Source organism: Afipia sp. MLSD5-FHT05B12 (genome assembly GCF_058793355.1).
Window position 1 is genome coordinate 1 of the sequence record NZ_JBXAFS010000028.1, and the last position, 13,910, is coordinate 13,910.

Sequence of the window (13,910 nt, forward strand, 5' to 3'; positions counted from 1 at the left end):
CCGCAGGCCCTGGTCAGGCCCGCGCCGCGCTCCCATGTTCGCATCACGATATGCTCGCGATCGACGATGTGCGCGAGCGTGATGTTGGCGCGCTCCGGGAAAACCGGATGGTTTTCAAGCAGCGGGCCGACCCGTTCGAGGTCATAGGCCTCGATGTCGTCCACCCAGAAGATCGCGTGGGGATTGCCCATGCTGACGACCGACGGCGAATGCAGGATCGGCGCGTCGATCGGCCCGATCTGCAATTCGATGTAACGCGTGTCGCGGAATTCCTCGGCCAGCGGAATGTCCTGCCAGCCGAACTTCGGCACGCCCATGTCGACGGTATAGAGACCGGGCGACGGCCCCTGCCAGCAATTCAACAGGCCCGCACGGGTCTCGAAGGTCAGCGCGGTCTTGCCGGTTTCCTCGAGCACCTGCCGCGCGACACAGCGCATGCCGTTGCCGCAGGCCGCGGCCTCCGAGCCGTCATTGTTGTAAATGCGGATGAAGGCGCTGGTGCCCTGGACGCGCGGCGGATGCAGCACCATCAACTGGTCGTAAGGCACGCCCGCAGGCGACGCGACCGCACGGGCCTCATCGGGCGTGACGGTCGCGGCAGAATCGCGCAGGTCGACAACGACGATCTCGTTGCCGATGCCGTTCATCTTGGCAAAGCCATGGTTGGCGAGTGTGCTCATTGTCCCCGCCTATATGGCGAATGCGGAGCGACTTGACCAGAGCGGCCGCCTGCCTCGCGATTGCCCAGTTTGGAACGCATGCCAGTTCCGAGCGGTTCGTGGTAACCTAGTGTCCTGCATCCGCTGTTCGCTTCATTTTGCGGCACTTCCCGAGCGAACGGCGGATGCGAAAGGACACTGGCAAATCATGATTCTAGTGATCCTTAGGTTCTGACATTCGTAAAAGATGCCTGCTGAGATTAAGATACGAATGTCAGAACCGGATCACTAGGTCGATCCAACAAGATTTACCCCGCTGACGCTTCGGAGACCATGAATGACGAATACCCGCGTTGCCGTTTTGGTCGCCATGGCGCTGGTCGTTGCGGCAGCGGTCTGGATCAAGCTGCCCATGGGGTCGAACTTGGGGTCGAACTTGGGGTCGAACCTGGGATCGAACTCGGGATCGAATGCGGGATCAGCCACCGGGCCGGCCCCGTCGCCGCCGTCCAGCACCACGGCCACGGCGGTCCCGCCTTCGCCCGCACCCGCAGCGCCCGAGACGGCCACTCCGGCCTCGCCCGCTCCGCCAGCCTCAGCGGCAACCCCGGCATCTCCGCCGGCGCCCGCCGCGGAAACACCTGCCACACTTCCGGCAGCACCACCCGCGGCGGAGGCTCCGGCGGCACCGGCCGCGCCAAGCGTGAAAACCGCCGACCCGTTCGGCGAGCAGCAGACCTTGACCGCGAAAAAGGTCGTGATCCTGAAGGGCAGCGCGACCTGGGATAATGCGTTCGAGACGCTGGTTGGATCGCTGAAAACACTGTCGGGCTTTCTCGACAAGCAGGGCGTCAAGCCCGCGGGATCGTCGCTGATCGTCTACACCTCGACCGACGACGCGGGCTTCACCTATCAGGCCGAAATTCCGGTCGAAGGGGATCCGAAGAATCTCGCCAGGGGCATGAGCATCGGCACATCGCCCGAAGGCCCGACACTGAAATTTGTCCATCGCGGCTCGTATGACAACATGGACAATACCTACGAGGCGATCACCAACCACCTCGACGACAAGAAACTGGAAGCCAGGGACACGTTCATCGAGGAATACATCACCGATCCGCTGACGACGACGGAAGACAACCTCGTCATCAACGTGTTCGTCCCGCTCAAGTAGAACCGTCGCTCAAATAAAAACTGGAGTTTCATAAATGCGTGCCCGCACCGCTATCGCCGCGATCGCCATCGCCGCCATGGCATCGTCCGCGTCCGGACAGTCTTTGCCGCCGACGGTCTCGGTCACCGGCGAAGCCTCGATTTCGGTGCCGCCGGATCTGGCGCAGATCGACAGCGGCGTCACCACCGAGGCAAAGACCGCGCGCGAGGCCTCCGAAGCCAACAACAAGGCGATGGGCGTCGTTCTGCAAGCGCTGAAGGGCGCCGGTATCGCCGAGAAGGACATTCAGACCTCGCGCCTGTCGCTGTCGCCGCAGAGTACACCGGGGCGCAACGCCAACGCGCCGTTCCTGATTGTCGGCTACCGCGCCAGCAACCGCGTCACCGTCACCATTCGCGACATCACCAGGGTCGCCGACACCATCGACGTGCTGGTGGGCTCCGGCGCCAACGAGATCAGCGGCATCAGCTTCATGGTGTCGAAGGCCTCGAAATTGCTGGATGACGCACGCGCCGAAGCCATCGCCGACGCGAAGCGCAAGGCTGAGATCTATGCGAAGGCCGCAAACATCTCGCTCGGCGCACCGATCAGCATCTCGGAGGAAACCGCGCCGGGCCCGGTGCCGTATCGCAAGATGGCGGCCGGCATCGCTGCGTCCGCGCCGGTGGCGCAGGGCGAGGAAACGCTGCGCGTCTCGGTGAGCGTGTCCTACGAGCTGAAGCAGAAGGCGCAGTAGTGGTCACCTCTCCCGTGGGGAGAGGGAGCGCATCGCGCCAAACCGCAATGTCTCGCTTCAATCAATCTAAATCTCGAACACCTGGCCGGGCTTGAGCGCCAAAAATCTGTCGCGCGCAACGCCGGCCGCATCGAGCGCCTTTGCGAGATCGTTGACCGGCGCGTCGATGGCCTCGTCGGTCAACTGGAACGTGCCGTGATGATGCGCCAGCGCCATCTCGGCTCCGCAATCCGCCAGCGCCTTCACGGCATCCTCGGGGTTCATGTGCATCTCGCGCATGAACCAGCGCGGCTCATAGGCGCCGATCGGCAGGATCGCCGCCCGCAGCGGGCCGTGCGTTTCGCGGACGCGCCGGAAATGCGCGCCGGTGCCGTAGCCTGAATCGGCGACGAGATAGAGTTTCCCGGCCGGCGTCTCCAGCACGAAACTCGCCCACAGCGCCTTGTTGCGATCGAACAGCCCGCGCGCGGTCCAGTGACGCGTCGCCACCAGCGTGACCGCGACGCCGTTGCCGATCTCGACCCGCTCATTCCAGTCGAACGCTTCGGCGCGGATCGCCGCGTCGTTCGATGCCATCGTCACATCGTTGCCAAGCGGCGTGATGATACGCGGCGAAAACTTCGCGGCGAGTTTCGACAAGGTTCGCGCATCGAGATGATCGTAATGTCCGTGCGACACCAGCACCACGTCGATCGGCGGCAGCGCCTCGAAGGCGATACCGGGATCGTTGACGCGCCTCGGTCCCGCGAAGCTCACCGGCGAGGCGCGTTCCGACCACACCGGATCGACCAGGATATTGAGCCCCGCGGTCTGGATCAGCCAGCTTGCGTGCCCGACATAGGAAAACCGCGCCTTGCCGCCGTTCACTTGCGGCGGCGGCGTATCGGCGTAGGGGCTCGGCGCGCGCTCCGGCCATTTGGCCGCCGTCTTGGTGATCTGCCAGCGCAGCACCTCCCACAGCTTCTTGGGCGGCGAGCCGTCGGGGTCGAAGAAATAGGTACCGTCGAAATGATCGGACAACGGGCCGGCATAGGTTTTCATGCGGGACATCCAGGCAGACGGCACGCCCAAGGCGACCGTGGCGCCGGCGAGCAGACCGAGAAGGCGGCGACGGGTGACGTTCATGGGGTCCAAAAGGCCGGAAATGGCCTGCCGGGGCAACAGTTAGGTTCCCCGGAGGCATTGCGCAACCCGGCCCAGAATCAGCATTTTTCGGTCTTTTCTTGACTTTTCGGGCGATGGGCGGTTTAACCCCGGCACTTCTCGGAAAGACGTTCTTTTCGACCCGCCGCCCGGCACCGGATGCCGGAGGCCAACGCCCGACAGCGCTGTGCGCCCTCGGGCGTAAAAGTGTTTGGGTTTGACCTCACAAACCCACGGTCGTCATGCCCGGACTTGTTCCGGGCATCCACGACTTACCCTGCGCTGAGGATGAAGACGTGGATGGCCGGGACACGCCCGGCCATGACGAAAACAGGATCAGAACGTGTTCGACAATCTGTCGGAAAAGCTTGGAGGCATTCTCGATCGGCTGACGCGGCGCGGTGCGCTGTCGGAAGCCGATGTCGATGCCGCCATGCGCGAGGTGCGCCGCGCGCTGCTCGAGGCCGACGTCGCGCTCGACGTGGTGCGCTCGTTCACCGACAGGGTGCGCGAGCAGGCGATCGGCGCCACCGTCGTCAAGTCGGTGACGCCGGGCCAGATGGTCGTGAAGATCGTTCACGACGAACTGGTCGCGACGCTTGGTTCGGACGGACAGAGCATCGATCTCAACGCACCCGCCCCGATCGCGATCATGATGGTCGGCCTGCAAGGCTCCGGCAAAACCACCACCACCGCGAAGCTGGCGCGCCGCCTCACCCAGCGCGACAAGAAAAAAGTTCTGATGGCGTCGCTCGACGTCTATCGCCCGGCCGCGCAGGAACAGCTCGCCGTACTCGGCCGCGACCTGTCGGTTGAAACGCTGCCCATCGTGGCTGGACAGAAGCCGGTGCAGATCGCCCAGCGCGCGCTGCAAGCTGGCAAGCTCGGCGGCTATGACATTGTGCTGCTCGACACCGCGGGCCGCACCACCCTCGACGAAGAGATGATGAGCGAAGCCGCGGAGGTGAAAACCGCCGCGAAGCCGCATGAAGTTCTTCTGGTCGCGGACTCGCTGACCGGCCAGGACGCTGTCAATCTGGCGCGCGCGTTCGATCAGCGCGTCGGCCTCACCGGCATCGTGCTGACGCGCGTGGACGGCGACGGACGCGGCGGCGCCGCGCTCTCGATGCGCGCGGTCACCGGCAAGCCGATCAAGCTGATCGGCACCGGCGAAAAGACCGATGCGCTGGAAGACTTCCATCCCTCGCGGATCGCGGGCCGCATCCTCGGCATGGGCGACGTCGTCTCCCTCGTCGAGAAGGCGGCTGCGCATATCGACGCGGAGAAAGCCGCGCGCGTCGCCGAGAAGATGCGCAAGGGCAAGTTCGATCTTGCCGACCTGCGCGATCAGCTGCAGCAGATGCAGACCATGGGCGGCCTCGGCGGCCTGATGGGCATGATGCCCGGCATCGCCAAGATGAAGAACCAGATCGCCGCCGCCAACCTCGACGACAAGGTCGTGAAGCGTCAGATGGCGGTGATCGATTCGATGACGCGCGAGGAGCGCAAGAACCCCGACATCCTCAAGGCCAGCCGCAAGAAGCGCATTGCTGCCGGCGCAGGCCTCAAGGTCGAGGAAGTCAACAAGCTGCTCAAGATGCACCGGAACATGGCCGACATGATGAAGGCCATGGGTCAGGGCAAGCGCGGCCCGCTGGCGGGCATGGCGCAGGCGATGGGCTTTGGCGGCAATGGAATGCCGTCAGCCGACGCGATGAAGGAACTGGCTGCGAAGATGCCCGGCGGAATTCCGCAAGGCGCGCCGTCGCTGCCGAAAGACTTTCCGGGCCTGCCGGGTCTTGGAAAACCGACACTGCCGGGACTTGGGAAACCAGGCCTCGGCGGATTTCCGGGGATCGGCAAGAAGAAATAGCCGAAACAGTTTTCACGAAATTCGAACACACCAACGGAGAAGAGAATGTCAGTCGTTATCCGCCTTGCTCGCGCAGGCACCAAGAAGCGCCCGGTCTATCACGTCGTCGTCGCCGACTCGCGCTTTCCGCGCGATGGCCGCTTCATCGAGCGTCTCGGCCACTTCAATCCGCTGCTCCCGAAGGACAGCGACCTGCGCCTCAAGCTCGACATGGAGAAGGTGAAGTCCTGGCTCGCCAAGGGCGCGCAGCCGTCGGACCGCGTGATGCGCTTCCTCGACGCCGCCGGCGTCAAGAAGCGTGAGCCGCGCAAGAACCCCGAGAAGGCCGTGCCGCGCAAGGAGCGCAAGGCCAACGCTGAAGCCGCCGCCAAGGCTTAAGCGCTCAGTGTGGCGGTTTACAAGTCCGCATCGTTCACGCAGCACGTCTCGTTTGCGGACTTGTAAACCAAAGCCACACTGGAATTATATTTGGCTAGTGTCCTTTCGCATCCGAAGTTCGCTGGGAGAGTGCCGCACATGAGGCGAACTTCGGATGCGGGACACTAGCGTGACAAAAGCAGCGCTGATCTGCGTTGCGAGAATCGGCGCCGCGCACGGTGTGCGCGGCGAAGTGCGGCTGTGGCCGTTCACCGAAGACCCGATGGCCGTGATCGACTACGGTCCGCTATCGACCAAGGACGGCGCGCGCCGGTTTGAAGTGGTCCGTGCCCGCGTCGCCAAGGATCATCTGGTCGCGGTCATCAAAGGCATCACGACCCGCGAAGATGCCGAGCGCATCAACGGCCTTGAGCTTTATATTTCCCGCGACAGGCTGCCCGAGACCGACGAAGGCGAATACTATCATGCCGACCTGATCGGACTGCGCGCGCTCGATCCCGCGGGTGTTGCGATCGGCAAGGTGCTCGCGGTCCATAATTTCGGCGCCGGCGACATCATCGAAATCGCGCCGCCGCAGGGCCCGACCTTGCTGCTGCCGTTTACCGACGCGGTGGTGCCGACGGTCGATCTCGCCGGCGGCCATGTGGTGATCGTGATGCCGCAGGAGATCGAAGGCGAGGATGCAGGCGAAAGTTAAAATGCCGGTACAATACTTATCCATGCCCTCTTGCTGAGTTTATTTTGATTTTTGCCGCATTTTTGACACAAAACTCGTATTAAGCTGAGTTTATTAAGACGATTTCAATCTTCTTTGACCCCCAATCCGAAGATACACAGCAAAGGGATTCCCAGAATGGAAATCAAATTGCGCGGCTGGAGTCGAGATATGGGCACCAAAACATTGGTAGCTCATGATCTTTCTCAATTTCGTATTAGCGATGATCGAAACAAGTCTATCCGTTGGACCTCCCCTGGATTGTTTGCTCGCTATGGGGAGATAACGGTGTCTTGGGGACAAGATCTCAAGCATCAAGGATCGTATCGGATGGATCTCACGTTCACAGAGGGAGACATTTTCAAGCTCTTCAAGGCGTCCTATGGCCGCGAGCTTGATGTAGACCTTTTGGAGCAGGGCTTCACCATTTCGGAAGATCTTAAGAAGCGCATCCTCGGCGAGATAAAATTGGCCGACCTAACGATCGGCGACCTTGCAAAGCTCGGAGCCGATACTGCGGCGCCAGCAACAAAGGAACAGCCTGTGGTGAAACCATTCCGCCGCATCTAATCCGGTTGAGCATTAACGAGATGCAGCTTCTGCCTCTGGATGGCTGGGACGATCCCAGCCACCACAACTATCGAGGCATAGGTTGTCGATGACTTGGCGCGCGACCGTGCTCACGCTGTTTCCGGAGATGTTTCCTGGGCCCCTCGGCATCAGCCTTGCGGGCAAGGCGCTGGCGTCCGGCGTCTGGGCGCTGGAGGCCCGCGATATTCGCGACGCCGCCACCGACAGGCACCGCAGCGTGGACGACACCCCGGCCGGCGGCGGACCCGGCATGGTGCTGCGTGCCGATGTGCTGGCGGCGGCGATCGATGCTGCCAAAATCACTCCCGATCGCCCACGCCTGCTGATGAGCCCGCGCGGGACGCCCCTGACCCAGAAACGGGTGATGGAACTCGCCACTGGCCCCGGTCCATTGATCGTTTGCGGTCGGTTCGAAGGCATCGACCAGCGGGCTATCGAGGCCCGTGGGCTCGAGGAAATCTCCCTCGGGGACTATGTGCTGTCAGGCGGCGAAATCGCAGCCCTGGCCCTGATAGACGCCTGCGTGCGGCTTCTGCCGGGCGTCATGGGGAAGCTAAGCTCCGGAGCCGACGAGAGTTTCTCGGACGGACTACTGGAATACCCTCAATATACCCGCCCGCAGGATTTCGAGGGCCGGACCATCCCGGACGTGCTGGTGTCCGGCGACCACGCCCGGATCGAGGCCTGGCGGCGGGCGGAGGCCGAAGCCCTGACCAGGGCCCGGCGGCCGGACCTCTGGGCGGCCAAAAAAGCCCCAAACACCGCCTTGCGCCCGCGAAAAGACACGACAAAAGGGTGACAAGGGGACGGCTTTGGCGTATACGACCGCCCAATCCGTGCATGTGCTGGATACGAATTTCCGCGCAGCCCCTTCCGGGCGCGCCGCCGATGGAGTTTTGCGATGGACCTCATTCAAGAGCTCGACAAAGAGCAGCTGGAAAAGCTTTCCGCGGGAAAGACGATTCCGGATTTCGGACCGGGCGATACCGTCATCGTCAACGTCAAGGTTGTCGAAGGCGAGCGTTCGCGCGTGCAGGCCTATGAAGGCGTCTGCATCGGCCGCAACGGCGGCGGCATCCACGAGAGCTTCACCGTCCGCAAGATTTCCTACGGCGAAGGCGTGGAGCGCGTGTTTCCGATCTACTCGCCGATGATCGACTCGATCAAGCTCGTGCGCCGCGGCAAGGTGCGTCGCGCCAAGCTGTATTACCTGCGCGGTCTGCGCGGCAAGTCGGCGCGCATTGTCGAGAAGCAGGACAACCGCGAAAAAGAAACGCTGAAGGCCGCTTCGGGCGCGTAAGCGCGCAACGCCCGATGATTTAAGAAAAAGCGCGGTGCATCACCGCGCTTTTTTGTTTTCGGCAATGGGATTCGGCGGCGCCTACTTCTGTGTCAGCGGCCCGTTCATGATCCAGCGGTGGCCGAACGGATCGCGCAGGATCGCGGTTCGCGTGCCCCAGAACGAATAGGTCGGCGTCACCTCGCCTTTCGCACCAAGTTTGGTGGCGCGCGCGAACACGGCGTCCACTTCGTCGGCCGTTGCGAATTCGAGACTGACCGACATGGTCACCGGCTCGCCCGGCAGCGGCGTGCGCGCGGTCCCGAATTCGGGAAACGCGTCGGACAGAAACAGCGCGCCGCCGTTGATCTCGAGTTCGCAGTGCAGGATGCGCAGGCCGTCCATCGCGGGCATCAGCGCTTTCTGCCGCGCATCGAACGCTGCGGTATAAAACGCAATCGCTCCGGCGGCGGGCGAAACAGTGAGATACGGAGCAACCGGCGGGCGTGCGGTCATTGTGCGATCCTGCATAGGCTATTATGTGGCTGGTGTGGGGTTCGCAAGTCCGCATCATTTTCTCGGCACGTTCATTTGCGGACTTGCGAACCAAAACCACACCAGAATTGTAATTTCTGATGTCCTTTTGAATTCGAAGTTCGCTATGAAGCGCGCTACAAAAAGAGGCGAACTTCGAATTCAGGACACCAGGATACTTTCCCCTGTCCTGTTAAGCGAGTAAAAAGGGCGGAAGCGATTACCAGCGGCCCCAGAGGCCCGCAAACACCAATTCGGACAACCTAAAATGGCCAAAGCGACGACTCTCTACGACAAGATCTGGAACGACCATCTGGTTGATGAGCAGCCCGACGGCACCTGTCTGCTCTACATCGACCGCCATCTTGTCCATGAAGTCACTTCGCCGCAGGCGTTCGAGGGATTGCGGACCAGCGGACGCAAGGTCCGCGCGCCGAAGAAGACGCTCGCCGTGGTGGATCACAACGTCCCGACCACCGACCGCTCGAAACCCAATCCCGATCCGGAAAGCGCCGAGCAGATCGCGACGCTGGCCGAGAACGCGCGCGAGTTCGGCGTCGAGTACTTCAACGAACACGACAAGCGCCAGGGCATCGTGCATGTGATCGGCCCCGAGCAGGGCTTCACGCTGCCGGGGACCACTATTGTTTGCGGCGACAGCCACACCTCGACGCACGGCGCGTTCGGCGCGCTGGCGCATGGCATCGGCACGTCGGAGGTGGAGCATGTCCTCGCGACGCAGACGCTGATCCAGAAGAAGGCCAAGAACATGCGCGCCACCGTCGACGGCGCATTGCCCGACGGCGTGACCGCGAAGGACATCATCCTCGCCATCATCGGCGAGATCGGCACCGCGGGCGGCACCGGCTACGTGCTGGAATACGCCGGCGACGCGATCCGTTCGCTGTCGATGGAAGGCCGCATGACGGTCTGCAACATGTCGATCGAAGGCGGCGCGCGCGCCGGTCTCATCGCGCCCGACGAGAAGGCCTACGAATTCCTCAAGGGCCGTCCGATGGCGCCGACCGGCGAAGCGTGGGAAGCCGGTCTGCGTTACTGGGATACGCTGCGCACCGACCAGGGCGCGCACTTCGATCACGAGATCCGCCTCGATGCCGCGAAGCTGCCGCCGATCGTGACCTGGGGCACCTCACCCGAGGACGTCGTGTCGATCTCGGGCTTTGTGCCGGATCCCGCCAAGATCGAGGACGAGGCCAAGCGTCTGTCGAAGCAGCGCGCGCTCGACTACATGGGTCTGAAGGCCGGTACCAAGATCACCGACATCAAGCTCGACCGCATCTTCATCGGCTCCTGCACCAACGGACGCATCGAGGATCTGCGCGCCGCCGCGAAAGTCGTCGCCGGTCACACCGTCAACGGCAATCTCAATGCGATGATCGTGCCGGGCTCGGGCCTTGTGAAGGAACAGGCCGAAGCCGAAGGGCTCGACAAGATTTTCATCAAGGCCGGTTTCGAATGGCGCGAGCCGGGCTGCTCGATGTGCCTTGCGATGAATCCCGACAAGCTGTCGCCGGAAGAGCGCTGCGCGTCGACCTCGAACCGCAACTTCGAGGGCCGTCAGGGCTTCAAGGGCCGCACCCATCTGGTGTCGCCCGCCATGGCCGCAGCCGCGGCCATCGCCGGACACTTTGTCGACATCCGCGAATGGCATTCGGCCTGAGACGCTTCAGATCCTCGCGGTAAAAAAAAACAGGCGCTCAAACGAGCGCCTGTTCTGTTTTCACACTGTCCCAGCGTTACCAGCCGAAGCCGATGCTGAGGCCGGGCCCGTAGAAACGCGGACCGTAGCCGTAGCCGCCGTAGTACGGATAGCCGTAAGGCCGATAGTAGGCTGGCCGGTAATAGTAGGGGCGATAGCCATAACCGTAGCCGTAATACGGCCTGTAGTAGGATCGGTAATATGGTCGATAGTACGGTCTGTAATAACGCGGGCCGTAATAGCCATACCGCCGGTAATAGCGGCGGCGGGCGCTGACATCGGTCGGCTGGGCCTGTGCCGGGCGCGCGTCACGCGACACCGCTGGGGCCGATGATGCAGCGCTCGCAGGCGCGAGCGACATCCAGCCGGCAATTGAAAGAGCGGCAGCAACCGCCGCGGCTCCCACAAGCTTTCTCATTGCAATTCTCCTCCAATCGTTGCTCGACACGTTAAAGATAACGCGCATCACCGATTTCCGTTCATCCGTCCGACGACGGCCTCCGTTGGCCTCGCGAACCGGGCGGGGCCATAGCGGCGGCCCCGCCTGAAACTAAAATAAGGATGACGTCGGATTTGCAGCAAGATCATGACGCGCGGATTTGATCAATTTTGTTCAAACCGCATCATGAACGAAGCCTAACTCAATACCAGTGATGGCGGCGGTGATGCCGCCAGCCATGGCGATGGTGCCAGCCGTGATGGCCGCGCCAGCCGTGATCGTGATGACGGCGCCAATGAACCTCGGTTGTGATGGACCCGGATGCCTGCTTCGCGGACGAACTCGCAGCCGGATTCATCAGCGATAAGGCCTGCGCGCCGCCCGTGGGCACCGCAACCGCCAGCAGTCCGGCGACGGCTGCGAGACCAAACATCGTTCTGACATTCATCTTCATGAGCATTCTCTCCTCGTATGAGCCTTGAACGAATTCCGGTGCGTGGTTTTCATCCGAAGTCCGTTTGCATGAAGCTAGGAAGAATGACGTGAATGCGTGCTGAATATCCGCGCCGCATTGATGAACGGATCGGCGCGTGGACCGCGATGGCATTGCTGACCATGGATGATGTGCGCTGGCGCGCCCGGCACGCTCAGAAAAAGCTGAACCGCCGGCCGAACATCAGCCGCTCCAGTAGCAGTTCATGCGCGGCACGATGACCGTTCCGCTCGGGCGGTATTCCTGCTCGTAGTACGCATTGCAGACGCGCTTGGAGTTCGGACCGGGATAGCTGGAACCGCGATAGATCCGGACGCGGCGCGGCGTGCGGCGAATGACCTCGCGGCTTTGCGCGGAAAATTCCTCGGCGGTCAGCCCGTGATGGACGGTGGCCGAAGCGGACTGAGCCTGCACGGCATCCGGCAGCGCCAGAACAATCAGGCCTGCGAAGAAGCCCATGAGAATGGCCGAAGTCCCTGCCCGCGTCATGAAGCGCCGCCCCGTATAATTCAAGTCAAACGATGGCGGCAACGTCTCCGATTGAGGCGGACACGTCAACACCATGAAGGCGCAAAATGGAGGTTTCAGCCCACGCTGAACCCCTGAAACCCTTTTGAACTCTTGGCCCCCGCGGCCAAGCCCTCTAAACAGGACCGATGTGGCCGACCGCGAAATCCCCCACCCTTGAAGACATGGAAGCGATCGCGCATGGCGCGTTCGCGCGGCTGCCGAAGCATTTCCGCGACCTCTGCGAGGGGCTGATCATCCAGATCGACGACTTCCCGTCGGAGGACGTTCTCGAGGAGATGAAGGCCGAGAGCGAATTCGATCTGCTCGGTCTGTTCCAGGGCATCGGCCTGCCGTTTCGCTCAAGCGGCGATATTGCTCCCATGCCGAACATGATCTGGCTCTACCGCCGTCCGATCCTCGATTACTGGGCCGAACACGACGAAACCCTGGGTCATGTCGTGACGCATGTTCTGGTGCATGAGATCGGCCACCACTTCGGACTGTCGGACGACGACATGGAAGCGATCGAAGCCGCCGTCACCTGATGCACGGCGCAGGCTTGCGGGACACCAGCGGCTCACGTTCGCAGATGCCGCCCCGGATCACCGCAGCCGACGTGCAGTCCCGCGCCGTAGGGAACACACACACAGGCTTGTCGCTGCCAAAGTCGCGTATGCACCACATCTGGGCGCGGGCATCGTCCCGCGGCATCAGCAGGACCATCATTCCCGCCAGAAAAGCCAGCTTCAGCAGGCGGCCGCAGCGCATGGCGTTCATGATGTGTCCTCCCCCAGCGCATAGCCTTGACGGCGGGGATGATATATTTAGAACACCTCAAACTGTAGCCGGTTCACGGGAACATCATGGACAAGTTTACGACCCTCGAGGGCGTCGCCGCGCCGCTGAAGATCATCAACGTCGATACCGACATGATCATCCCGAAGCAGTATCTCAAGACCATCAAGCGCACCGGTCTCGGCAAGGGCCTGTTCTCCGAGCAGCGTTACAAGGACGACGGCAGCGAGAACCCGGATTTCGTGCTCAACAAGCCGTCCTACCGCAAGGCCAAGATCCTCGTGGCCGGCGACAATTTCGGCTGCGGCTCGAGCCGCGAGCACGCGCCCTGGGCGCTCGGCGACTTCGGCATCCGCTGCGTGATCTCGACCTCGTTCGGCGACATTTTCTACAACAACTGCTTCAAGAACGGCATCCTGCCGATCCGCGTCTCGCAGGACGAACTCGACAAGCTGTTCGACGATGCCGACCGCGGTTCCAATGCCACGCTGACGATCGATCTGGAGAAGCAGGAAATCCGCGGACCCGACGGCGGCACGATCAAGTTCGAGATCGATCCGTTCCGCAAGCACTGCATGCTCAACGGCCTCGACGACATCGGCCTGACCATGGAAAAGGGCAAGTCGATCGACGTGTTCGAGGCGAAGGAAAAAGCCGAGCGGCCGTGGCTGTGATAGTCCGCTCGCTGCCGTAAGCTGAAATCGTTATTGCCAAACACAATGTGTCGTCCCCGCGCAGGTGGGGATCAATAACCACCGCGCGCGACGAATGGATCGTCGTCATCCTGAGGTGCGAGCATTTGCGAGCCTCGAAGGATGATGGCGATACGGTGCATATCCTTCGAGGCTCGCCGCTAACGCGGCTCGCACCT

General features: G+C 62.3%; 18 protein-coding genes. 11 read left to right on the top strand and 7 right to left on the bottom strand.

Annotated features, from left to right (window positions below; genetic code table 11):
* Positions 1-680: diaminopimelate epimerase (gene dapF / locus AC1Q6J_RS21670; protein ID WP_492281216.1), on the bottom strand; the 680-nt coding region annotated here is incomplete at its 3' end.
* 316 nt (positions 681-996) lie between these two features.
* Between dapF and AC1Q6J_RS21675 the strand changes: the two genes are divergently transcribed.
* A complete protein-coding gene (locus AC1Q6J_RS21675) occupies positions 997-1,833 on the top strand; it encodes a GyrI-like domain-containing protein (RefSeq protein ID WP_492281217.1) in 837 nt (278 codons plus the stop codon).
* Positions 1,834-1,867: 34 nt separating this feature from the next.
* A complete protein-coding gene (locus AC1Q6J_RS21680) occupies positions 1,868-2,569 on the top strand; it encodes an SIMPL domain-containing protein (protein WP_492281218.1) in 702 nt (233 codons plus the stop codon).
* Positions 2,570-2,635: 66 nt separating this feature from the next.
* Here the strand turns inward: AC1Q6J_RS21680 and AC1Q6J_RS21685 are convergent, their stop codons facing one another.
* Complete coding sequence (locus AC1Q6J_RS21685) at positions 2,636-3,694, bottom strand: MBL fold metallo-hydrolase (protein ID WP_492281219.1); 1,059 nt, start codon at positions 3,692-3,694, stop codon at positions 2,636-2,638.
* Positions 3,695-4,055: 361 nt separating this feature from the next.
* Between AC1Q6J_RS21685 and ffh the strand changes: the two genes are divergently transcribed.
* From ffh to rplS, 6 genes are all read left to right on the top strand, one after another.
* A complete protein-coding gene (ffh, locus tag AC1Q6J_RS21690) occupies positions 4,056-5,585 on the top strand; it encodes a signal recognition particle protein (RefSeq protein WP_492281220.1) in 1,530 nt (509 codons plus the stop codon).
* Between the two features lie 45 nt (positions 5,586-5,630).
* Positions 5,631-5,963 (top strand): 30S ribosomal protein S16, encoded by a 333-nt coding sequence (gene rpsP / locus AC1Q6J_RS21695; RefSeq protein ID WP_492281221.1) that lies wholly within the window; start codon positions 5,631-5,633, stop codon positions 5,961-5,963.
* 169 nt (positions 5,964-6,132) lie between these two features.
* Positions 6,133-6,660, top strand: coding sequence for a ribosome maturation factor RimM (gene rimM, locus AC1Q6J_RS21700; RefSeq protein ID WP_492281222.1), 528 nt, complete (start codon positions 6,133-6,135; stop codon positions 6,658-6,660).
* 156 nt (positions 6,661-6,816) lie between these two features.
* Positions 6,817-7,248: a hypothetical protein gene (locus AC1Q6J_RS21705; protein ID WP_492281223.1), complete on the top strand. Its 432-nt coding sequence runs from the start codon at positions 6,817-6,819 to the stop codon at positions 7,246-7,248.
* Positions 7,249-7,336: 88 nt separating this feature from the next.
* Positions 7,337-8,068 carry a tRNA (guanosine(37)-N1)-methyltransferase TrmD gene (trmD, locus tag AC1Q6J_RS21710; RefSeq protein ID WP_492281259.1) on the top strand — a complete coding sequence of 244 codons (732 nt, stop codon included), beginning with the start codon at positions 7,337-7,339 and terminating at the stop codon, positions 8,066-8,068.
* Positions 8,069-8,170: 102 nt separating this feature from the next.
* Entirely contained in the window at positions 8,171-8,569 is a 399-nt protein-coding gene (gene rplS / locus AC1Q6J_RS21715) for a 50S ribosomal protein L19 (protein WP_492281224.1), read from the top strand.
* Between the two features lie 81 nt (positions 8,570-8,650).
* On the opposite strand, the gene AC1Q6J_RS21720 is transcribed toward rplS, so the two are convergent.
* On the bottom strand, positions 8,651-9,064 hold the full coding sequence (locus AC1Q6J_RS21720; RefSeq protein WP_492281225.1) for a VOC family protein: 414 nt from the start codon (positions 9,062-9,064) through the stop codon (positions 8,651-8,653).
* Between the two features lie 286 nt (positions 9,065-9,350).
* Between AC1Q6J_RS21720 and leuC the strand changes: the two genes are divergently transcribed.
* Positions 9,351-10,763, top strand: coding sequence for a 3-isopropylmalate dehydratase large subunit (gene leuC, locus AC1Q6J_RS21725; protein WP_492281226.1), 1,413 nt, complete (start codon positions 9,351-9,353; stop codon positions 10,761-10,763).
* Between the two features lie 76 nt (positions 10,764-10,839).
* On the opposite strand, the gene AC1Q6J_RS21730 is transcribed toward leuC, so the two are convergent.
* From AC1Q6J_RS21730 to AC1Q6J_RS21740, 3 genes are all read right to left on the bottom strand, one after another.
* On the bottom strand, positions 10,840-11,220 hold the full coding sequence (locus AC1Q6J_RS21730; RefSeq protein WP_492281227.1) for a hypothetical protein: 381 nt from the start codon (positions 11,218-11,220) through the stop codon (positions 10,840-10,842).
* A gap of 223 nt (positions 11,221-11,443) precedes the next feature.
* Entirely contained in the window at positions 11,444-11,695 is a 252-nt protein-coding gene (locus tag AC1Q6J_RS21735) for a hypothetical protein (RefSeq protein ID WP_492281228.1), read from the bottom strand.
* Positions 11,696-11,917: 222 nt separating this feature from the next.
* The gene (locus AC1Q6J_RS21740) at positions 11,918-12,223 is read right to left on the bottom strand and encodes a hypothetical protein (protein WP_492281229.1); all 306 of its coding nucleotides are present in this window, start codon (positions 12,221-12,223) and stop codon (positions 11,918-11,920) included.
* Between the two features lie 167 nt (positions 12,224-12,390).
* Here AC1Q6J_RS21740 and AC1Q6J_RS21745 point away from each other — a divergent pair, with 167 nt between their 5' ends.
* Positions 12,391-12,789 carry a metallopeptidase family protein gene (locus AC1Q6J_RS21745; RefSeq protein ID WP_492281230.1) on the top strand — a complete coding sequence of 133 codons (399 nt, stop codon included), beginning with the start codon at positions 12,391-12,393 and terminating at the stop codon, positions 12,787-12,789.
* Here the strand turns inward: AC1Q6J_RS21745 and AC1Q6J_RS21750 are convergent.
* A complete protein-coding gene (locus AC1Q6J_RS21750) occupies positions 12,782-13,021 on the bottom strand; it encodes a hypothetical protein (RefSeq protein WP_492281231.1) in 240 nt (79 codons plus the stop codon). The genes AC1Q6J_RS21745 and AC1Q6J_RS21750 overlap by 8 nt on opposite strands.
* Positions 13,022-13,107: 86 nt before the next feature.
* Between AC1Q6J_RS21750 and leuD the strand changes: the two genes are divergently transcribed.
* Positions 13,108-13,713 (top strand): 3-isopropylmalate dehydratase small subunit, encoded by a 606-nt coding sequence (gene leuD / locus AC1Q6J_RS21755; protein WP_492281232.1) that lies wholly within the window; start codon positions 13,108-13,110, stop codon positions 13,711-13,713.
* Positions 13,714-13,910 lie beyond the last annotated feature (197 nt).